16 protein-coding genes and 1 pseudogene are annotated in these 20,648 nt (G+C 56.4%); 12 read left to right on the top strand and 5 right to left on the bottom strand.

Annotation, left to right across the window (positions count from 1 at the left end):
* Positions 1-9 precede the first annotated feature (9 nt).
* The gene (locus UH5x_RS06650) at positions 10-969 is read left to right on the top strand and encodes a DMT family transporter (RefSeq protein ID WP_482635160.1); all 960 of its coding nucleotides are present in this window, start codon (positions 10-12) and stop codon (positions 967-969) included.
* Between the two features lie 82 nt (positions 970-1,051).
* Here UH5x_RS06650 and UH5x_RS06645 read toward each other — a convergent pair whose 3' ends face one another.
* On the bottom strand, positions 1,052-1,309 hold the full coding sequence (locus UH5x_RS06645) for a hypothetical protein (protein WP_047813457.1): 258 nt from the start codon (positions 1,307-1,309) through the stop codon (positions 1,052-1,054).
* Positions 1,310-1,762: 453 nt separating this feature from the next.
* Here UH5x_RS06645 and UH5x_RS06640 point away from each other — a divergent pair, with 453 nt between their 5' ends.
* Together UH5x_RS06640 and UH5x_RS06635 are read left to right on the top strand one after the other, a co-directional pair.
* On the top strand, positions 1,763-3,181 hold the full coding sequence (locus UH5x_RS06640) for a hypothetical protein (protein WP_482635935.1): 1,419 nt from the start codon (positions 1,763-1,765) through the stop codon (positions 3,179-3,181).
* A 238-nt stretch (positions 3,182-3,419) separates the two neighbouring features.
* Positions 3,420-4,148 carry a hypothetical protein gene (locus UH5x_RS06635; protein WP_482635159.1) on the top strand — a complete coding sequence of 243 codons (729 nt, stop codon included), beginning with the start codon at positions 3,420-3,422 and terminating at the stop codon, positions 4,146-4,148.
* Positions 4,149-4,224: 76 nt separating this feature from the next.
* Here UH5x_RS06635 and UH5x_RS06630 read toward each other — a convergent pair whose 3' ends face one another.
* Positions 4,225-5,736, bottom strand: coding sequence for a polysaccharide lyase (locus tag UH5x_RS06630; RefSeq protein WP_482635158.1), 1,512 nt, complete (start codon positions 5,734-5,736; stop codon positions 4,225-4,227).
* A 339-nt stretch (positions 5,737-6,075) separates the two neighbouring features.
* On the opposite strand from UH5x_RS06630, the gene UH5x_RS06625 reads away from it, so the two are divergent.
* The 3 genes from UH5x_RS06625 to UH5x_RS06615 all read left to right on the top strand — a co-directional run bounded on the left by UH5x_RS06625 (position 6,076) and on the right by UH5x_RS06615 (position 9,285).
* Positions 6,076-6,705 (top strand): hypothetical protein, encoded by a 630-nt coding sequence (locus UH5x_RS06625; RefSeq protein WP_482635157.1) that lies wholly within the window; start codon positions 6,076-6,078, stop codon positions 6,703-6,705.
* A 127-nt stretch (positions 6,706-6,832) separates the two neighbouring features.
* On the top strand, positions 6,833-7,861 hold the full coding sequence (locus UH5x_RS06620; RefSeq protein ID WP_047813453.1) for a serine/threonine protein kinase: 1,029 nt from the start codon (positions 6,833-6,835) through the stop codon (positions 7,859-7,861).
* A 377-nt stretch (positions 7,862-8,238) separates the two neighbouring features.
* Positions 8,239-9,285, top strand: a complete 1,047-nt coding sequence (locus UH5x_RS06615; RefSeq protein ID WP_482635156.1) for a hypothetical protein — start codon at positions 8,239-8,241, stop codon at positions 9,283-9,285.
* A 5-nt stretch (positions 9,286-9,290) separates the two neighbouring features.
* Here UH5x_RS06615 and UH5x_RS06610 read toward each other — a convergent pair whose 3' ends face one another.
* Entirely contained in the window at positions 9,291-10,568 is a 1,278-nt protein-coding gene (locus UH5x_RS06610; protein ID WP_482635155.1) for an alpha/beta hydrolase family protein, read from the bottom strand.
* A gap of 411 nt (positions 10,569-10,979) precedes the next feature.
* On the opposite strand from UH5x_RS06610, the gene UH5x_RS06605 reads away from it, so the two are divergent.
* Both UH5x_RS06605 and UH5x_RS06600 read left to right on the top strand, forming a co-directional pair.
* The gene (locus UH5x_RS06605; protein ID WP_047813450.1) at positions 10,980-11,822 is read left to right on the top strand and encodes a transglutaminase family protein; all 843 of its coding nucleotides are present in this window, start codon (positions 10,980-10,982) and stop codon (positions 11,820-11,822) included.
* A 114-nt stretch (positions 11,823-11,936) separates the two neighbouring features.
* The gene (locus tag UH5x_RS06600; protein WP_482635154.1) at positions 11,937-12,875 is read left to right on the top strand and encodes a glutaminase; all 939 of its coding nucleotides are present in this window, start codon (positions 11,937-11,939) and stop codon (positions 12,873-12,875) included.
* A 186-nt stretch (positions 12,876-13,061) separates the two neighbouring features.
* Here the strand turns inward: UH5x_RS06600 and UH5x_RS06595 are convergent, their stop codons facing one another.
* Positions 13,062-14,045 carry an NHL repeat-containing protein gene (locus UH5x_RS06595; RefSeq protein WP_482635153.1) on the bottom strand — a complete coding sequence of 328 codons (984 nt, stop codon included), beginning with the start codon at positions 14,043-14,045 and terminating at the stop codon, positions 13,062-13,064.
* 229 nt (positions 14,046-14,274) lie between these two features.
* Between UH5x_RS06595 and UH5x_RS06590 the strand changes: the two genes are divergently transcribed.
* The 4 genes and pseudogenes from UH5x_RS06590 to UH5x_RS06575 all read left to right on the top strand — a co-directional run bounded on the left by UH5x_RS06590 (position 14,275) and on the right by UH5x_RS06575 (position 19,377).
* Complete coding sequence (locus UH5x_RS06590; RefSeq protein ID WP_201778929.1) at positions 14,275-15,471, top strand: linear amide C-N hydrolase; 1,197 nt, start codon at positions 14,275-14,277, stop codon at positions 15,469-15,471.
* 564 nt (positions 15,472-16,035) lie between these two features.
* Entirely contained in the window at positions 16,036-16,740 is a 705-nt protein-coding gene (locus UH5x_RS06585) for an acetolactate decarboxylase (protein ID WP_047812878.1), read from the top strand.
* 4 nt (positions 16,741-16,744) lie between these two features.
* Positions 16,745-16,990: pseudogene (locus UH5x_RS06580) on the top strand (hypothetical protein); the annotation flags it as partial.
* Positions 16,991-17,925: 935 nt separating this feature from the next.
* A complete protein-coding gene (locus UH5x_RS06575) occupies positions 17,926-19,377 on the top strand; it encodes an autotransporter outer membrane beta-barrel domain-containing protein (protein WP_482635152.1) in 1,452 nt (483 codons plus the stop codon).
* A 298-nt stretch (positions 19,378-19,675) separates the two neighbouring features.
* On the opposite strand, the gene UH5x_RS06570 is transcribed toward UH5x_RS06575, so the two are convergent.
* On the bottom strand, positions 19,676-20,545 hold the full coding sequence (locus tag UH5x_RS06570) for a sugar phosphate isomerase/epimerase family protein (protein ID WP_482635151.1): 870 nt from the start codon (positions 20,543-20,545) through the stop codon (positions 19,676-19,678).
* Positions 20,546-20,648 lie beyond the last annotated feature (103 nt).

Genomic DNA, 20,648 nt, shown 5'->3' with positions numbered 1-20,648 from the left:
AGTCCTTCCGTGACCACGGAAACCACCGCCGCTGATTTGACACCCACCTCCGATTGGGTCCCCGTGCGATTTTCATGGGGAGTGATGTTGGCCATCGTGGGGACATTTCTGTTTGCACTGAAGTCGATCTTCATCAAGTTGGCGTTTGCCGCGGGGGCTGACGCAACACTCTTGTTGGCCATTCGCATGGTGTTGGCCGTTCCCTTTTATGTGGTCGTGTTCGCCACGCTCTTGAGGAGGAGATCATCGGCAGACGCCGAATCTGCTTCGCCCGCCTTTCCCGTTTCGATTGTGATTCGGTCATTGTTGCTTGGTTTTTTGGGCTACTACCTCGCGTCGTACTTGGATTTGTCGGGGTTGGAATTCATTTCAGCCCAGTTGGAACGGCTGACGTTGTTCACCTACCCGGCCATGGTCGCGGCTCTGGCATGGATGTTTCTTGGCGAGCAAGTCAACGGAAAGATTCTGGCGGCGATCGGGTTGTCGTACCTGGGCGTGTGGTTGATGTATGGCCAGGAGCGTTCGTTCACACCTCACGCCAATACAGGTTGGGGGGTGTGCTTGGTGTTTGGTGCAGCGCTGAGTTATTCACTGTACGTGTTGTTCGCCAAACCGGTGATGCAGAAGATTGGCAGTCGAGAATTCACCAGCCTGGCGATGATTGGATCGACGTTTTTCGTCGTGATTCATTTTCTCTGCACGCATTCGTTCAGCGATTTTTTTGATGCCCAGCCAATTGTCTACGTGTATGGATTGGTGCTTGCCTTTGTTTGCACCGTGATCCCAAGCTTCATGATCAACGAGGCAATCTTGCAGATCGGAGCGACCCGAACCACCGTCATCGGTTCGGTCGGCCCTGTGCTAACGATGTTATTGGCGGTCATGGTTCTCGAGGAGCCATCTTCCTGGCAGCACTTCGCCGGCATGGCGATCGCGATTGTCGGCGTCAGCTTGGTCGCCAAAAAATGACCCTTCTTCCATTCGGTGCCAGCCACCTTCCGGATTGAGCCACCTTCCGGATTGGCAATCCCAATTGGAGACTGGGTTCCCGCTAATCCCGGCGTTTTGCGGCTTCGATCAGGGCATCAATTTCCAGAACGTGCGAATGCGGGAGGCGATTCCGCCGATATTTGTTGTTGATGATTTCGTGCAGGGTCTCGAGATCATCCAGCGGGATGGCAGGAAACGTGGTCCACTCGGTTTCCGACTTGAGTCGGGACCGAAGCTGCCATTTCCCGGCATGTCGCGTCACAGTGACCAGACGCCTCTCGCCTTCGTCAGTGGTCTCGTACCATTCGTGTTTCTTCATGAATCACCGAGCCTAAAGGCCTGCGACTCAGAACTCCTGTCGCAAGCGTGAGATGAACTGCAAAGAGAATCCGCAGCAGGAACGGACGAATTCTGGATTCACAGAATGATGTCAACGGAGCAGCATCAAAGACACGTAAAACAGTCCCCGGTTTCACTTCGCGCAAGCCGTGATCACGAATGCACATCGCTCGCTCTGCCGCCGAAAAGGATATCAATCGGCGGCTTCATTGGATAGCCATTCCCTGCGCGAGATCCGCAGGGCAATCACCGAGAGATGCACACTCCAATTTGAGCGACGGAAACTGATTTTGGTGGGTGGCACAAAACAGGAGGAGTCATGACACGTTTCGGGGCGTGATAGAATCAGGCGGGACGGCAAGCCGTGTTGTGCCTGCCGTCAGCGAAAACATGGTCTCCCGGAGTCTTCGACGTGAACCAGAACCAAGCTTTCATCGACCAGGATCGACGTCAGTTCCTTCGAGCTTCCGCTTGGGGCGCCGTCGCGACAACCGTTGCCGGCATCGGAATGCCCCGCGTTGCCTCCGCTGAAACACAGGGGCGAAACGCCTCCGTTCCGCTGCCAACCCGCCCAGCAAACGTTCACGTGCTGATGCCACGCGACCGAGTGCCGTTGTCGTTCATCATCGATGACTCGACATGCCTGGTGAACATGGGCCATTTTTGCAATCCGCAATTCGCTGCCGCTTGGCCCAATCGCACGGAATATCAAAAGCCATGGAAATCATGGCCGCGTGAGATCCCCGATGCCTTCGTTCGTCAGTTCGGAGAATGGTGTGCCGAACACGGGGTGAAGGGCAAGTACAGCATCGTTCCGAACCCGGCCTGCGTCGGTTGGCTCGATCGCGAATTGCCGGGGTGGTCGCGATCCGAACTGCAGTCCAGCTTGAACTTGGTCCGTGAGTTGATGCTTCCCAACTGGGACATCCATCCGGAGATGATCACACACACTCGCGTGATCGATCTGAAGACCGGCAAGCCGATGGAAGCGATCAGCGCCGCAACCATGGAAAATTCGTACCCGCAGGAAAAGAAAAGCGTGGACGAATTGGCGGCGTACCTAGCCTATGCACTTCGCATTCTGAAGAACTGTGACCTCCCCTGCGAAGGTGTCACCACTCCCGGCGGATTTGGCAATGCGGTGAAAAGCGAATTGCCGATCGCGGTCGACCAAGCGGTTCGTGACGTCTATGGCGTCGAGTTGCCTCACTACTTTAAATACGTCATCTCGGGCGACGAGAGCACTGAACCCCAACTAGAAAATGTGCGAGGAATCGGAACCGACGACGTGCAATTGACGGTGAACGTGCCCGCAGGAACAGGCGATTGGTTTGGCGGTTGGCAAGGCGACTCACTCTCGGAACCAGATCGCTATTGCAATGCCGCTGCGACCAGCGGGCGGATGGTCGAGCTGATCCAGCGACGTCAACCAGCAGTCATGCTCTGTCATTGGCAGGGGATGTATAGCAACGGCAGCCAAGAGGGTTTCCGCTCCTTCCAACGCGTGGTTCAGTCGTTGGCGTCCCAATTTGGAAACGAAACCATCTGGATGAAGGTCAGCGAGATCGCTCGCTACTGGGCGGCCAAGCAGTTGACCGAGATCGAACAGGTTGGCAACCAACTGACGCTCCGGGCCCCCTTCGCGACGGAGAGGTTCACGTTGCAAGTCGACGGTGCCTCGGGACCGGTCAGCGTCCAACAAGGAAGCGAGCGGACCGTGCTGAAGGAAGCAACTGACCGGTCGACGCTGAATTCAGGAACATGGGTCTCCGATGGCAAGACTCTCGTCGCTTGTTTTGACTTGCCGAAGGGAACCACCCAAGTCCTGCTCGGCCAGACCCCTTCGAGTTGAATCCCAGAGTCTCTCAATGCAATCAAACGAAAGGCAATTCTCTGTCGCAAGCTTGCTCGTTCTGGTCATTCGTCGCGATTGTTCTCTCTTTCGTACTCGGGAGGACCATCATTCGGGCAAGCCTGTTTGGGAACGAACGCTTGCTGGCTCAATCCCTGGTTGTCTCCACTACGATTTCCTATTTTCTTGCGGTTTCGGTGGTGGGTGGGTATTTTGGCGGTCTCGCTGCTGAACTGGAATGAGTCTTGTCTTCGCCAAGCATTTCGACTGGCACATCACACTGAATCCACAAGCCACTCTTATGAAACGCATCCTGCTATTTCTTGCCTTCCTGGCCTGCTCGACTCACGCCGGAACTTCGCAAGATGCGGTGGAAGCGAATGCGTTTGAATCGGATGTCGCGAAAACTGCGATTGCCAAGTTTGACGAACGGTTGCAATTTCTTGACCGGAAACTCAAAGAGCAGATTTCACTTGCTCAAGAGACTTTGCGAAGCGATCTTGAGGCAGCTCTTTCCACGGTCGTCGAAGAGAAGGACTTTGCAGAAGCAAATCGCATCTCGGCTCTCCTGGATCGCAAGTTGGATTCGTTCGTTGAGCAGCGAACCCAAACAGGCTCCCAGGCAGAAGATGCTCCCGACGACGACAAGCAACTGATTGCGAACTTGAAGGAACACATTGCCGAGTTGAAAGCACAACGAAAAACTCCAGAACCACCGGACCCAGTGGTAGGACGCTGGGACTACGGCAACGGAAATGTTTGCGACTACACCCCAGATGGTCTCGTCGTTCTCCGCGGAAAGCCCATCGGACTTTGGGCCAAGGTGGGCAACAAGCAGTACCTCGTTGCGTTTCTTCGCAACTTTGCGGACGGTTCGTCAGAGGAAATCATGCTTCATCCCGATGGAGAACACGCGACGTCGGTCGGGAGCAAATCGAGCGTCCAACTCACCCGGATCGGGAAATAGGCCGCGACGAAACGGCAAGTTGACTCAATCACTCCGCCGTCATTGAACCATCACCCCGCCTGCACCACTCTGGGGCTCATGGCTGCTTGGCCATCGGCCCGATGTACTTCTTGGCGATCACCACGTTGTCCAGAAAGATGTGCTGGTCATGAGGCGATGCGGTTTTTCCGCCATGGTAGAGGTTCAGCCAGATTTGCTCGATTCGAAGTTCGTCCGTCAATCGAAACCGCACATCTGTTTTCTCAAACGCCAACTGCCCATCGACCCAGGCTCGCAAAATCCCATCCTTTTCACCGGGAGTGTTGAGTCGGCACTGTTGCTCAATGGCGTACCAGCGATTGGTTGTCAGGTACCCGCGGTAACCTTGGCTCCAAACCCAATTCGCTCCATAGGTGCCTTCCATGTCAGCGTGATAGCAATAGAACCCAATCGGGGTTCGTCCTGCCAAAGGATTGCCCTCTGGAATTGTCTGGCGGAACAACCCACGAGCCGACCAGCCGTCCTTGCCATTGCTCTTTCGTCCCCCCCAGCCAGCTCGACCGTAGGTCCCACTGATCCCCGGTAGCTTCCCGCCTTGGATGGTTTGATTCCAATCATCTGCCAACCGCAGGTAGTACCGAAAATAGACCTCTTCGGGCTCACTGCCGATCCGCTCCTCAAACTTGTACAGCGTGTTCAGGGCGGTGAACTCTCCTTGGGCGATTCGAGAACGCAATGCCATCCCTTGCAGAGGAAGAAAACCTTCTGACCGAGTGTCGGCATCCACCGTGTCCACTTTGCTGTCGGGTCCGGCCTGAGTCCATTCATTCTCCCAGTTCGATTGTTCGAAACCCGTGGCGAAGATCACGTCTGGATCGTCCTCGATCCCGCGATCATTTTCGTACTTCGCCGCGATGCCGAAAACAGGCGAAGAAGGCAAAACGCGTTCGCCCTGATTGCAGCGAAAGACACCCACACTGGCGGAACCAAATTGCTGAGTCGACTGCAACACCAGCTTGGCGTTGGTGATTGTCCCGATATCGGCCGCTTGGTTCATGTTGAATCGGATCAAGAGATTCTCCGACTCGGAAGAAACTCGCAGTTCGTCGGCTTGGCCCTGGCAACGATAAGTCGACTTGGGCAGGAACGTGTCAGCGACTGCGTCCAAACGGACTGCCCCCCCTTCGCCGGTCAATTCAAGCTTGGGATGCAGAGTCGCGTCTGAACTCTCACGGCTGCCAAATGCAATCCGGCCACTCCCATCGATGACACGTAGGAACACGCCTTGATCCGGGTGTGTTGCATCGCCCCACTGCTTCACCAGATTGGTCACATCCCAACGAACGGGTTTGCGAATGTCGTCGTCCACCACTTCGGCGACCGCATAGGCTACCTCACCTTGTTCGGTCCCCTCGGCGTCACACCAATCGCCCAAGAAGTGTTTCCAACGCAAGGATGCGGCCAGGTTGTAATGTTCGCGATTGGCTCCATCGTTGTGCTCGGCGGTGCCTTCCGCCCAATCGGACTGCTCCGCCATGGCTGGGAGGGTTCCTGTCGAAACCAAGACCGCGAAGAAAAAGAAAACCCGGCTGAGTGTGGAAGGCTGCATCGGATATCGGTATGGTCACGGGGGTGCGATATGAACAACGAACAATGTACCCCACCTGATCACAGCATGGCTGGACTCTTCCTGAAACCACAGCTCACAGTTTTCGATGGCCGTCGCTGTTTGGCTTGGCTCATTGTGCCGTGGTTGGCGTTTGGGTGGGTGCAATTGAGATTGCCGACCCGTTCCCTTGCGGAAGCTCCCAGCAAGGTGGAGACAGAACGTTGGCGGAACCAAACGCTTGCCTCCATCGCAACGAAGATCCGGAAAACCAAGTCGGATGCTGAACGCCTGGAATATTCAGCGAGGCAATCGTGGCTCCGTCGATGGAAACCAGGGCAGATGCCTTTGGCTCCCGCAGACGCACCGGATGAATCGGGGCTGGTGGAAGAGCCTTGGCTGCAAAATCTGGAGCGTCCCGAATCCGTTGCCACCGATGCTTGGCAAGCGATGATTGATTTGCAGGATCGGTTGCTCGCGTCCGACACCGACGACGACCGCAAAGACAACTTGCGGGCCACGATTGAGCTGGCCAGCCAACTGGAAGCGACCTTGGCCGCGCATCTTCCGGCTGATTCGCAATCGCTGACGACGCCGACGTCATGGGCTCTCGCGTTCACTCGTTACCGACTGGGGCGGGCGCTCGCGTATCGCGAATTGCCCGAAGTTCGAGAGCGATGGCCAATTGCCGATCCGGATCAATATCAAGCACAATTGGTCGCTGCCTTTGAGCGGTTGACCGAGCAAACGAAGGGGGATCGTCACGAATTCATCCTGCTGCAAGACCGGATGTTTCGGCGATCGGGCAAGAAAGGGCGAGCTCTGGAATTGCTGGAGGCCAATCGACATTCAATTGAACCGAAATGGTACCTCAAGAAGCGACGCGATCTGCTACAAGAACTCGGTTGGGATCCGCCCTATCGAGAAGCCGCCCAACGGTACCTGCAAGCCGGCTACGATGATGAATTCTGAAGGACCGATCCGAAATGAGCGACGAACACCTTGCCGCTCACAAATGAGATGCCCAAGCGGGTAAGTTGAAGACTGTGTCAGGCAACTTGACGTTTTTGTTCACTCCAACAAGCGGCCATTCCTCTGAATGATGCTTTCACTCTCCAGCACTGATATCCAGCTTCCTTCTCCCCGTCCGCACGGTCTTGCCAAGTACAGCGATCTGACCGAAATGGCTCGTGGCGGCAATGGGGTGTTGTACTCGGCTTTCGATCAAATCGTCGGTCGAACCGTGGTGCTCAAGATGCTGTTGCCAGAGCATCGGCTGGACCGCGGGTTCCGACGTCGCCTGCTCCGTGAAGCACGAGTGACCGCCCAACTGGAGCACCCTGGAACCGTCCCCGTGCATGAGATCGGTGAGGATGACGAATTCGGGATCTACTACGCGATGAAACGCATCTCGGGGGAGAATTTCTTCTCCGTGCTTCGTCAGCTCGCAAAGGGCGAAGAGAGCGTGGCCGCAGCATTCCCGCTGCACCGACGGATCGAGATCGTTCGAGACACGTGCCAAACCCTGGTCTTTGCACACGCGGCGGGGGTGATTCACCGCGACGTCAAACCTGAGAACATTTGGGTGGGGAACTTCGGTGAAGTCACGCTGCTGGATTGGGGCGCGGCCAAGGTTTGGGGCGAGCCGACGCTGGACGATGGTCGCTACCCCACCTCCCCCGTCCGCCATAGCCACGCCCCACACAGCGAGTCGGACAAGTCATCGATGCACGTCAAGCACGAAGAGAAGACCTACGAGCTACCGACGTTGACGCCTGCCAATCAACTGATTGGCACACCGACTTACATGTCGCCAGAACAGATCTCCAATCGCGAAGTGGATGAACGCAGCGACGTGTTCTCAGCCGGTGTCTGTTTATACGAGGCCATGGCGATCGCCGAGCCGTTTCGAGGAAAGAACCGTGATGAAACGTTCGACAACATTTGCATGCGTCAGCCAACGCCACCAAGCGAACGCTCCCCGAAGCAGCACATCCCCGAGGAAGCCGATCGCATCGTTTTCAAAGCAATCGCCAAACAAACCACGAGTCGATATCAATCGATGCGTGAAATGATTGCCGACCTCGACGAACTGTTGCTGATCGTCCGCCAAGACGAATCGGACTGACGCCCCAATCACCAACGTGACGATTCAATTGGGGACTGGTCAGGACCAGTCCCCAAGGCTGGATTCGTCCAGGATGAGCTCGTGCAGCTTCGTGTCCTTCGTGCTTGAAACGCCCTCTTCCTGTTCAGCACGTCCGTGTCGGCGATCGGTTCAACGCTGGAAAGATGGTTCCAGGACAGAACGGCCGAGGCAACAGAATCGTTCTGATTGGAACGCTGGCTGTTGCTCGCAAAATCGCGTTGGATGGGTGGCGTTTGACTCATTTTTTTGTCAGAAGAATGAGGGCTGGAGGAGTGGTCGGAGGATAGCGTCGCGAGAAAAACAACGAACCGAGTGAAGGAGTTGCCGTCAAAATGAAGGAGTCATTGAAAACACGGATGACGTTTGCACTTGCGTTCGCGATTGGAGCACCGCTGGGGATGTTCCTGATCGGTTTGCTTGACAACGAAGCGGGCCTTGATCGAGATTTCGTTTGGACGGGCGTTCCCTCTTGGATGAACGTCGTTGGTCTGGTTGTGACCGGAGCTGTTTTGATCGCTGTTGCCAATTGGCCAGTGCGAACGATTCGACGACTACTTTCGCGGATGCTCGGCAGAGCGATGACGGATCATTCCAATCCCAAATTTGGCGACAGCGAAATTCCTCGTTGGATGTTTCCGGTGCGTGGCTACATCGCCGCACGTTGGTGCTTGGCATTGTCGACTTGCCTGCCAGCCATCGCGATGCTTTCAGATGGCCCGATGGATGACGGCAAGATCGCCGCTGCTTCATTCGGTTTGGGGATCCCGTTGGTGCTTGCCATCTTTTTTGGATGGCGAGGACTCGCGGAAGCGTCCTTGTATCGGGAAGCCGAGAAAGGTCAACGATTGGCAGTGTGGCAAATGAACGCCAAAGAAAGCCAGCTATGCCGACGATGGTTTTACCGTGATTTGTTCCAGCGGATCGCACGTTTCGTCGGGATACCGATGGCGATCGGCATGACCGCGGCCATCTCCACGACGCTGTACTTCTGGTATGAAGGCGTGGAAGCCTGGGCGACCTCCGGTGGCCGGCTGATCGCGACGGTGCTGGCGGTCGGAGGCACGGTCTTGATGGGTTGGTGCTTGCTGCTGATTCCGAACCTGGTGATCGTCAGCCGCAATCACATCGGAGCCTTGTTTTTGAAGGATCGGTTTTGCTTTGCCGGCCATTCGATTCGAATGACGACGAATCATCACCGACGCAGAGTCGCATTCGTGGATCAGCCAGATCAGAAGCTTTTGAGCATCACATTGGTGTGGCTGCACCGCCGTCGCTCTTCGAACCACGGCACCGGACTGATTCCCTATGTCACCGACACCACCACGCAGCGGGTCTATCGGATTCCGGTTCCCACCGAAAGCCTTCCCAGCATCCCTCGCCTGCAGTCGAGCTACCAACGCTAGGCGGATCAGCGGAATCCCACTTCCGTGGAAACCAAGGCACCGCGTTCATCGGTCAACGTCACCAACCAAGTGTTGGCTTCCAGAGGAAGTCCCTCGGCTTCGACTTTTCCATCCGCAATCACGCAGTCGACGGTTTGCCACTTTCGCTTGGATCGCAGGCCCGTTTCGGTCGTGAAATGCAATGCAGATTGAACGATCTTCGTATCGGACTGAAAGGGCACCGTGACGGTCCCGTTGTCGCTGACCTGCAGCGTGCCCACGGATGCCAAAGGTGTGGTGTCCCTCAAAATCGAGTCCACGAAAATCTGGATTTCGGGCGGGTTCCAACCTGCCTGGTGGCCGTGTGGCATTCGCGGTTCGATCCGCATCGTGCGCGGCCCCTGCACCTTGGCGTAGGACTTGGCATAGCTGTCGAGTACGTAGTGGATGTCGTGCGTGCCATTGACCCACAGTGTGGGGACCGTGCATTTTGGAAGGTGACTTCCGGGGTCGTAAGCCGCAACCCAGGCATCACGGCGGTCGCCAAGGCCGTCAATGGATGGTTTTTGGACCGATTCGCCTTCGTGCAGGAATCCGCATCCGTAGACAGGCACTGCGGCTTTGAATCGATCATCCAGCGAAGCGGCCAAGCAAGTCGTGTAGCCGCCCCAGCTGATCCCGGTCACGGCGGTGCGGTCAGCATCGACCTCAGGGAAACTGCGGATCAGTGTGTGAGCTCGCATCACGTTGGCTGCCGCGTGGTACGGCCAATCGTCATCGATTCTTCCCCCGATGCAGTCAAACTTTTCGGGGTGTCCGTCCAGGGGACCGCCTTGTGCAAGTCGAACGCGAGTGTCTCGTTTGTGACCCGCGTAGGGTTTCAACTTTCCTGACGAATCGAATTCAGGATCGGGAGCTCGGCGCCCTCCGAGGTCCATTGCGATCGCGGCATAACCGCGGTTCGCCCACATCCAAACCCAATCGGCGAAGGCCGTTCCACCGCCACCGTGAATCAGCACAATGCCTGGATACTGCTCGCCCTCCCTGCCAATGCCCAGCGTTTTGGGCGAGGCGTAAAATGAGAAGACTTCCGTCGCTTGGCCATCAACCATCTCGCCTTCGTAAATCAGCGTCTGGATCTTTGCGTCGGGATCTTCGATTCGGTAGGCCGGCACCTCCGACTTCAGGCGGTCAATCGGCCAGATTCCTGGTGTTGAGAGGCTCGCCCCTTCCTCAGCTTGGACGCAAGGAGTCAACCAACAGATCGCAAGCAGCAAGACACTGAAAGAACGAGAGGAAGTCATGCAAGGGGAACCAGGTTGTGGATATGAACGGAATCAATGGAGGTGAAACGGGCTGCCTCCAAATCAAGGATCACCCCGAGCGACGCTGCCTTTTGCAGGCGGTCGAGCAAAGCGTCATCGGGATCGTCACAGTTTATCAGAACCCGCCGTGCTCGCAGCGTTGGCTAACGGTCGAATGGCGATCCTTGACGTTCGACTAGCTTCCCCAACCGGGCGTTGGGGCCCGATTCAAACATCCTCCCCCATTCAGGCTGAGCCGACGCTACGCTAGTTGAGAACCAGCGTGATGGATGGGCCCGATCAGCACTTGGATCCCTCCCAGGTATCGATCCACTCAACCGTTGCGACAATTTCCTTTCCCTTTTTCGCTATCAAGCCAATTTGGGCAACTAGCGGTGGTGTCGAAAGCTCGTGATCTTTCAGGTATCTCATCGGATTCATTTTCGATACGACCAACCGGTCGTCATCCAACCGCTCACGATCCGACTGCGGCCCCGCAGCGACGGAGCGCAACGTGTGCTGTATTGGAATTGTCAGCTCAGTCCCGAGCCATCATCGTCCAACTCAATTTTGGATGTGTTCGGCAATGTGGCCCAGCAGGTTTCATTTGAGGGCAGTCATCGCGAACTCACCCTGGATGTGAATTTCGAAGTCGAAGCGTCGCGGACCAATCCGTTCGACTACCTGTCCCTCGACTCGCGAGTCACCAATTTGCCCGCTTACTATGACTTGCGGATTGCCCAAGCACTGTCTCCGAACCTGCATCGACAGATGATGGACCGCACCATCGGTCATTGGGCAGGCGAGATATCTGCGAGCGTTGATTGGCAAACACAACCCTTTTTGTCGAAGCTGTGTGAGATCATCCACCGCGAATACACTGCGGAAACCCGGTACGAGGGCGCTGCTTTCTCACCCAGCCAAACGTTCGCGGAAAAACGGGGTGCTTGCCGAGACTTGGCCGCACTGTTCATGGACGCGTGTCGCACGCAAGGCTTGGCAGCCCGGTTTGTCAGCGGCTATGTCTATGAGCCCAACCGAACTCACGGATCCGAGCTCCATGCCTGGGCGGAGGTCTACCTGCCCGGTGGTGGATGGCGTGGTTACGATCCAACGTTAGGGATCGCCGTCGCGGACGCTCACATCCCGGTGGCTGCCGGCCCTGAACCGGAATGGGCTGCCCCGACGGAAGGCTGCTACATCGGCGAAGGCCGTTCCGAAATCGTCTACGAAGTCCAAGTCACACGTCGCTAGTCCGGCCGTGATCGAGCTGCCTGCCAGTTCGTTGGTGCCAGTGCTAGACTTCGCCCCCAGCCAGAATCACAGAGACTGGAATCACAACCACCTCCGCCAACGGAAGCCCAAGGAATGTCGAGTCGCCCCATGGACTGGGAAAATGTACTGAACGAAATTGATTCGATCATTCAACCTTCTCGCGGCCAGGGACGTGTTGCCGACTACATTCCCGCGCTGGCAACGGTGGACCCAATGAAGTTTGGGCTGGCGGTCGCCCTTGGTGATGGCAACGTCCACACGCTCGGCGACGCCGACGAATACTTTTCGATTCAAAGTATTTCCAAGGTGTTCACCCTTTCGATGGTGCTACGTAAAGTTGGCGACGAGCTCTGGGAAAGCGTGGGGAGAGAACCGTCGGGGTCACCCTTCAATTCCATTGTGCAGCTTGAACTCGAAGGCGGGATCCCTCGCAATCCTTTGATCAACGCGGGCGCGATCGTCGTGACGGATCACTTGGTCCAACAGCAAGGAGCCGACGCTACGATTGCCGAACTGATCGAGCGGATGCGAACGCTGGCCAGTGATTCTGCGATCCATGTGGACCAAGCGGTTGCGTATTCCGAGTCCGAGGCGGGATCGCGAAATCGGGCTCTGGCCTACTTTCTGAAGTCGTTCGGGAATTTGCGGAGTCCGGTCGAGGAGACTCTGAAGGCGTATTTTTCACACTGCGCGATTGCGATGAATTGTCGCCAACTGGCACGCGCCGCCTTGTTCTTGGCCTTCGACGGCACCGATCCCATCAGCGGAATCCAGATGGTTAGCAGTAAGGCGTGCCGCCGGGTCAATGCGGTCATGATGACATGCGGGCACTACGACAACAGCGGTGATTTCACCTATCGAATCGGCTTGCCCGGCAAAAGCGGTGTGGGAGGCGGCATCTTGGTCGTCGCCCCCGGAAACGGTGCGATTGCCGTCTGGTCGCCGGGGCTGAACGAGGCGGGGACATCCGAAGTCGGCAGCCTTGCTCTAGAAACCCAGGTCCGCCAAACGGGATGGTCCGTTTTTGTCTAACGGAGGATCGCCAGCGAAGCGGGTGCCATCTACGCGGATGATCGTCCGCGTGGCGTCAGATGATGCCGCTGTGACGCTGGCTCGGCGACCTTGTCGTGGTCTCGTCAATTCTAGAATCTGGTGGCCATCAAAACACCGTCCGTTCCCATGCTTCGTCCCTCTACAGCCTGGCAGGTGGCGATGGAACTACTGCGCGCCAGGGGCTGTGGTCAGGCGATAGGCGCACGCTGAATCGCCACGTGTTTCGTGATTGAAGACGCCGATGTCCAGGCCCTTTTCGTGTGGCGTGAGAAAGTACGGGACCACTTTGCTGGGCAGCAGGTGACTGAGGTCTTCCCACGTCCCCTCTTCAAAATCTTGCCAGGTCTGGAAGCGGATGAATTTGTGTTCATCGCAGTTGTGTTCGCCTGCATACGATGGGCAAAAATAGCTGGTCGCGTACCAGTGACCGTCGTGGAAATCGACGTCGTTGAGGACCAAGCCAGTGCCCTGCCAGCTGCCTGCGGGGGCGTTCCTCTTCTTTCCGAAGCTACGGTGGATCTTGAACTCTTGGTTTTCGAAATCCGTGACTTCGACCACCATGCCATGACTGGAACCGACCACGTACAGCGTCCCATCGGAAATCGTGAGTGCACGTGAATACCCCAACTGCTTGGAAAGATCCAACACCTCCACCTTGCCGTCGGCTCCTTGGAACCGAAACACTTGGCTGCTGTCGGGATTCAGCGTGTACATCCATCCCGTTGCCGCATCAAACAAGATGTCGTGTGGACGCTGCAGCTTGATCTCTGCCAGCGATGTCGCAAAGCTCTCCCATTGATCGCTCGCCGGATCTGCAAAGGTGATCAACCGATGGTTCCCGGTGTCGGTTGCGTAGTAGCGTTTCTCAACAGCGTTGAATGCGACGGAGTGGGCGTCGACCAAGACGCTGATCGGCGACTGGCGAAACGGCGACGTCGAATCCGTTCGATAGAACAGTCGGTCGCCACTGGTCACGATCTCAATCTTTCCGCTGTGGTCGATGTGCGTGCACGCCGGAAAAGAACCGCTTTGCGGCGCGTATTTCTCGATCGCAATCTTGTTCACTGCCACGGTCTGCGCGTTCACCGACAAACCATTGAACAGGCTGGCAACAAGAATCCCAGCGTAGATTGATTGGGGCACGTTCATGGAAGGGGCGTCCGGAGGAAAAACAGCCCAGCATACAATCTGCAACCCGCTTCGGGGCCCGATCGCATGGGATCCAACTCGGATTTCGGGATCGAGGAACGTTCATTTTCCAATCCGCCGGATGCAACGTTGGAGGGCACCGCCAAAGTCGCCCCAACCTGCGAGTTGACCTCGCTCGGCCCCAGCGCAACGAAACGATTTTGAGCGGGCGGAGCCCCAGGCTGGTTCTGTGTCCTATCATTTCGTTTGTAGACGGGCGTTGGGTTTTCGAAACGAGCCCCATGCATTGCATTCTTCCTGTCAAATCTCCATCCGTTACGAAGATTTTTTCATGCTCCGAAGTTTTCGTCTTTGCCAGACAATCGCGTTGACCGGTCTTTTGACTCTCTGGGGCACCTCTGCCTCGGCATGCACAGGGATCACGATCCGGCCCGCTGACGGTTCCGTTGTTTTCGCGAGGACCATGGAGTTTGGGATCGATCTGCGATCGAACGTGATCATCGTTCCTCGAGGTCATTCATTCGAAGGCACTGCCCCCGGTGGAAAACCAGGCATGCAGTGGACATCAAAGTTTGGCATCGTTGGCACCAACGCATTTGATGAGCCGCTCATCGCAGACGGCCTGAATGAAAAAGGGCTTCATGTCGGCCTGTTTTACTTCCCCGGCTTTGCGAAGTATCAAGAGGTGAAGTCCACGGACGCTGAGCGAACGCTCGCCCCGTGGGAACTTTGCTCCTATTTGCTCGGCATGTGCGGCAGCGTGGACGAGGCGGTGGAAGCCGCCAACCATGTTCTCGTCGGCGAAGTGGTGATGGAGAAGATGGGATTTGTGCCACCGCTTCACTTGGTCGCAACCGACTCCAGCGGTGAGTCAATGGTGTTTGAATACGTCGACGGCAAACTGAACGTCCATGCGAACCCGCTCGGCGTGGTGACCAATTCGCCTCCGTTCGACTGGCACATGACCAACCTTCGAAACTACATCAACCTCACGCCTCAAAATTCCGGCGGATTGGATTTGGCCGGAAACAAGATCGAGGCACTCGGGCAAGGGAGCGGAATGCTCGGGCTGCCGGGGGATTTCACTCCGCCGTCACGGTTCGTGCGGGCGGTCGCCTACACTCAATCGGCTTTGCCGGTCGAAACCGCTGAACAAGGAGTCTTGCAGGCCTTCCATCTTTTGAACCAGTTTGACATCCCCAAAGGGGCAGCGACGAGCACCGAAAATGGCAAGGAAGTGGCGGACTACACCTTGTGGACGAATGTCGTCGATTTGAAAAACCTGCGTCACTATTTCCGCACCTACGAAAACAGCCAGATCCGGATGGTGGACCTTCAGCAACTTGACTTCGATGCGAAAACCATCAGCACGGTTTCGATGCGAGGCGATGAAGTCATCGAAGATCTTTCCAAAACCGCAAAGTAAATCCAGTCACCCGGAACAAATGGATCGCCTAGTGGTCTGTCAAAGCTAAAAGTTAGGGTTGTTCGTAGTGGACGAGGCCACGAGTCCTTGGATTTGACGCCAGTTCAGGACTCGTGGCCTCGTCCACTACCCTAAAAACAAGTCCTGACAGACCACTAGGCAGTTCGCACAGCGTTCAGCGTAGGGCGCCGCTGGGGGACGACGGCTGGATCGAACCCAGCGCACGGTGACTGGATCTCGAATCGTCAATGCGAACTCGCGGACGACCAAGGACATGTCCATCCTCGCCGGGCAACTCCCCGAAAGAGGTTTGACCCATTGAATCTCGAGTGTGCAAATCAGACGCTCCCACTGTGCGAATCGGCGCAGCGGTGTGTCACTGGCTGGCTGACGGTGCGAATCGCGTGACAAATGCGAATGGCGTGAGAATTGCGTGAGAATTGCATGTGGGACATTGCGTATGAAGAGTGAGCAGCCAAACACACCGAAAACAGGAAAGAGCAGACCATGCGAAGCAACGTTCATTTCTTAATCGTCTCCGTTTTCACCATAGCGATATTTAATATGGGCGAGACTCAATCGCGTGCTGAGACGCCGCAGGATGGATCCATCGTTCAATACGGAAAAATGCACGAGGCGATCGGCAAGCACCAAGATCAGGGGCGTGTCCAACTGAGTGATCTTGTGAAGCGGCCCCATTTCTTTGGAGTTGGGGCGCTGCAGGGTCTCGAAGGCGAAGTGACGATCGACGATGGAAAGGTCACGATCACCGGGGTCGATTCCGATGGTCAAATGAAGCCACTTGAAAACTCGGACGCTCAGCAAGCGACGATGCTCGTTGGATCCTACGTGGCATCATGGACCAGTCACGAAACGGCCACGGCAATAGGCCCCGATGACTTTGACCAGTTCATTAGTGATGCGGCATCCGCGGCAGGCATGAACACTGACAAGCCATTCATGTTCAGTGTTGTAGGAGAGTTTAGCGACGTCAGGTTGCATGTGATTCACGGGGCCTGTCCGATTCACGCGCGGATGCAAAAGATTGATCTGCCCCAAAGTGAACGACCTTTCGAGAGCACCTTGCCGAAGGTTCGCGGAAAACTGATCGGCGTTTACGCGAAAGACGCCGTCGGAAAGCTCACACACCCAGCCACCTCCACTCACGTTCACATCCTGTTCGAGAACCAGGAAACGGGTGCTCCGGTGACTGCCCACGTCGAGCAGATCGGTCTGCTGAAAGGAGCCACGTTGATGCTGGCGAAATGAATGCTTGGGGGAAAGAGCAGATGAGTGTGGCGGCTTGGGTGGGTGGCATGAATCTGGGAACCGTTATTCGTTGCAGTCGTTTATAGAAAAGACCCGTGATCGTGATCTCGATCAGGGACTCTTCGAACTTGAAACGGAACGAATGCTCGACATCAACCTGAACGGTGAGGTCTGGACAAAGCTCGGCGCCATGGTCGCCTATGCGGGAAATGTCAAATTCGAACGCGAAGGAATTCTTTCGCGTGGGATCTGAAACTTGCTCAAAAAAGCGGTCTCCGGCGAATCCGTGCAGCTTCTGTTTCGTGGCCATGGCTTCGTCGTCGTCCAACCCTACGAAGAGGTCTATTTTCAACATCGGCAGGCATAAGATGCCAGCGCATTCAGGCTAGACGGCAAAGAAACGGGTCGGCTGGGAAATACGTCAAGTGGCAAGTTGTGACGTTTGTTCACTGGCGATTATCGAACGAGCCGGCTTGCGACGATGTACGACATACGAGGGGCACTCGGTCGCGTGCTTGGGAACCGTGAAGGCGGCGGTTTCCATCGCGACTTGTTGAAACGTTGCAGATCACCCAGGGGCACATCGCATGAATGCGATGATGGGGGATTTGGCGTGCCTCTGTGTACGCTTATTCCGCTGCATGTGATGAAAAAACGAACCGCACGTCTTGCGTTGTTGATGGCGATTTTCGCCAGTCCTTCTGCCAACGCCGCTGATTTTGACGTCAGCAACCACAATGATTCTGGGCCGGGTCGTTGCGCGCCGCGATTGAAAGCTCCAATGGTGCCGGGGCTGATGTCACGATCGCTAACATGACGCTGAAAGAGGGGTGAGCCGGCGGCGGTGACGGTGGCGATGGCTATGCAGGAGGCGGAGGAGACGCTGGGGCTGGCGGTGCTCTTTTCGTCAACACGGGCGCCATCGTCAACGCCCAGTTCGCTGGCGTGGGCGGGGCAGGCTCCACGGCCAACGGCTTGGACCTGGGTCGAGACTGGGCGAGCGCCGGTGGCGGTTTCGCGGCTCAACCGAGCGACCGCTAGGAACTGCGAGCCGACGACGACGCACAGTTCAACGATCACCAAGTCTTCCACGTCGGATCAGGTTCCGTCAGCTACGTCTGGTAAGCCCCGTCGAAGGGAAGAAGATTCTCAAACAACCAATCAAACTCAATAAGGAAGAATACCATGCTTCGACACTTAACCACCTGGGCTCTCATCGCGTGTGTGACCACTGCACACGCAGCGGGCCCGATCATCAGCTCGTCCAATACCAGAATCACGCAAGCCGACGGCTCTCATGCTATCGTCGATGTCAACGTGGGGGCAGGCGAGTCAATCTCGGCCATCAACGTCAGCGTTTCGGGCGATCATCTTTACACGCGACTGGATGGCGAAGGTGAAATTTGGAGTGAATTTTGGCATGATGAAAGTGGTAACCTGCTAGATCATGGAGGCCCTGACACGGTTTCTCCCGGAACATACAGCTTTTTATGGGACGATGATTTTGGTTTCGCAACTGACTTTACCATCGACTTCATATTTGCTCTCGCCTCGTTTGAAGCAGGGCAATTGTTGGGCAGCACGTCGCAGGCTCAGTTCCAAAACCAGAGCTACCAATTCCAATCGCTCAGCAGTCAAGTTCGCAACATGGCGGGCACCTACACCAGCGGTGGCGGCTCGATGGGCTTGGCCTCGCTGACCCCTCCACCCCGCACCGCCGACGGTGAGTACGCACCCATTCGTTTGGTCAGTTACGAAGAGCCAGCCGTTGATCAGGTCAGCTATCAAACGGGTGCCGCCCGTCAAATCAACAACCGCAGCTTGCCACTGACACGCGGCGGATGGGGTGGATGGATGCAAGGCTACGGCGTCGGCGGTAGCGCCGATGGTCACGCCGGTGTGTCGGGATTCGACTACGGCGGCGGCGGGACTCAGTTAGGACTGTTCCGCCACGTCGACGCTCACACGATGGTTGGATTCTATGGTGCCTACGGCTATCAAAACGTCAACACCGATGCCGGTTCGGAAGCCAACGTCAACAGCGGCATGGTCGGCGCGTTCTTGCATCGCCACGACCACGAAGGCAACTACTACACACTGGCTGGCAACGCAAACTACGATGACTACGACACGTCTCGCACCGGTGGAATCACCGGCAACTTTGACGGCGTGCAAACGGGCACGTACCTGGAACGAGGGTGGAATCGCACACTCGGTGGCGTGACGGTCCAGCCCAATGTTGCCCTGCAATACGTCTGGGTACATCAAGACGACCATGTGGAATCCGGCGGCGCGTCGATCGACGACGTCGATGCCCATTCGCTTCGCAGCATGATCGGATCGAACTTCTATGGCAGCCGTCACTTCCACGGTCCGCTGGGTTGGGGCTGGACACCGAACGCTCGTGCGTCATGGATGCACGAATTCTTGGACCCATCAACGAGTGTGACGGGAACGCAAAGCGGATCAAGTTTCGCAACCAACGGTTTGGACATGGGCCGCGACTGGGCACTGCTGGGTGTCGGCATGCAAGGCAACCGCAATGGAGCGTTGTCGTTGTACGCCAACTACGACCTGCAAGTGAATGACCGCAACCGATTCCACACCGGCACCGGCGGCATCATCTGGACCCGGTAACCCGATCGCCAGGGTGCTGATTCGTCGCCACAGCGTGGCATAGCCGCAGGGGAGGTCGGGCTGCTTTTGCCAGCACTTACCAACTCGACTTCACCCTCCTGAACGCAGTTGGGGAGGGGGCGGAAAGCGAGCGTTCAGCGAAATTTCCGGGGCAGGGCCGAACTGGCAGGCCAGCCCAAATCAGTCGTGCTCGGCCTAGCGTCCCACCCCAGGTCGCACAACGAATGGTAACGATTCAGCCATTTGGCCGAGAGTTCGATCTAAACCGATTTTCATAACCCGAAGGCGTCACCGTCTTTTAGCCGGTGAGTTCTTCCCAGCGAATTCGGTTCTCTTTCATCGCGGGCAGGAGTTCTTTGGGAACAGTTCCCTCTTCGATCAAGGTCCATCCCGTAAAACTTTTGGCATCCGTGTCGAGGAGCATCGGGAATAGTTCGTCCCACGGATAATGGTTGTTTCGGAGGTCATGGATGTGAATCGTGCCCATCCGATCTTTTAGCAGGTTGTAGTTGTGCGCCAAACCTTCGCCGTGCAAGTCCTGCGGGTTGCAGTTCCAACAAACGGCTACGTTCGGGTGATCAGCGATGTCCATGATCGTCTTCATGTGAGCGATTTCCGTCGTGCCTTTGCCGTGCACTTCGACTCGGATTTGGACGCCGTATTCGGCAGCGAAGCGTCCGACCTCATTGAGTGATCTCCCAATCTGTTCCAGGGTCTGTTCGACAGGGCGTCCGGCCGGCAAGCCATTGGGGCGAACTTTGACGCCGCTGCCACCGACGTCTCTGCATAGCTTCACGAACTGCTTTGTTTCTTCGATGTTCTTGTTGAGCTCCGCAGAGTCAATCGCGTGATACTCACAGGCGCTGCCGAGTCCCACAAGCGTCACGTTGCTATCCGCAAATTGTTTGCGAACATGCTCCCGTTGCTTTGAGTTGAGCGTGATTTCAACCTGATGTTGATGGGTGCTTCGCAATTCAACGCCAGCGAATTGGGTTGTTTCGCAGTTCTTGATGATGGTTGGCAGATCCCAGTCCTTGCCCCAGTTGTAAGTGACCAGCCCGAGCCGCAATGACTTTGGGGAAGCTTTGTCAGCTCGGACATCGGAAGCGGAGAGAGCAGCAAGTCCCAATGCCGAACGAGCGATAAATTGACGGCGATCCAACGACATGGAGGCTTCCTTCGAAAGGGGAACGGAGCAATTTCAGGGCTGCCCAACTTACACCGATGAGGTGTGGCATGCCAACTTAAGCAGGTCGGCAGGAGTCTTTCGG

It is taken from the genome of Rhodopirellula sp. UH5 (assembly GCF_056839225.1).
The sequence above is the reverse complement of the archived record's forward strand: the minus strand, read 5'-3'. Positions and strand labels throughout refer to the sequence as shown.

Bases quoted from the DNA above. Each gene is read 5' to 3' on its own strand.
- UH5x_RS06585 (WP_047812878.1), top strand. From the start codon at position 16,036: ATGGGCGAGACTCAATCGCGTGCTGAGACGCCGCAGGATGGATCCATC.
- UH5x_RS06610 (WP_482635155.1), bottom strand. From the start codon at position 10,568: ATGACTTCCTCTCGTTCTTTCAGTGTCTTGCTGCTTGCGATCTGTTGG.
- UH5x_RS06570 (WP_482635151.1), bottom strand. From the start codon at position 20,545: ATGTCGTTGGATCGCCGTCAATTTATCGCTCGTTCGGCATTGGGACTT.
- UH5x_RS06630 (WP_482635158.1), bottom strand. From the start codon at position 5,736: ATGCAGCCTTCCACACTCAGCCGGGTTTTCTTTTTCTTCGCGGTCTTG.
- UH5x_RS06625 (WP_482635157.1), top strand. From the start codon at position 6,076: ATGCCTTTGGCTCCCGCAGACGCACCGGATGAATCGGGGCTGGTGGAA.
- UH5x_RS06615 (WP_482635156.1), top strand. From the start codon at position 8,239: ATGACGTTTGCACTTGCGTTCGCGATTGGAGCACCGCTGGGGATGTTC.
- UH5x_RS06575 (WP_482635152.1), top strand. From the start codon at position 17,926: ATGCTTCGACACTTAACCACCTGGGCTCTCATCGCGTGTGTGACCACT.
- UH5x_RS06645 (WP_047813457.1), bottom strand. From the start codon at position 1,309: ATGAAGAAACACGAATGGTACGAGACCACTGACGAAGGCGAGAGGCGT.
- UH5x_RS06600 (WP_482635154.1), top strand. From the start codon at position 11,937: ATGTCGAGTCGCCCCATGGACTGGGAAAATGTACTGAACGAAATTGAT.
- UH5x_RS06595 (WP_482635153.1), bottom strand. From the start codon at position 14,045: ATGAACGTGCCCCAATCAATCTACGCTGGGATTCTTGTTGCCAGCCTG.
- UH5x_RS06620 (WP_047813453.1), top strand. From the start codon at position 6,833: ATGATGCTTTCACTCTCCAGCACTGATATCCAGCTTCCTTCTCCCCGT.
- UH5x_RS06635 (WP_482635159.1), top strand. From the start codon at position 3,420: ATGAGTCTTGTCTTCGCCAAGCATTTCGACTGGCACATCACACTGAAT.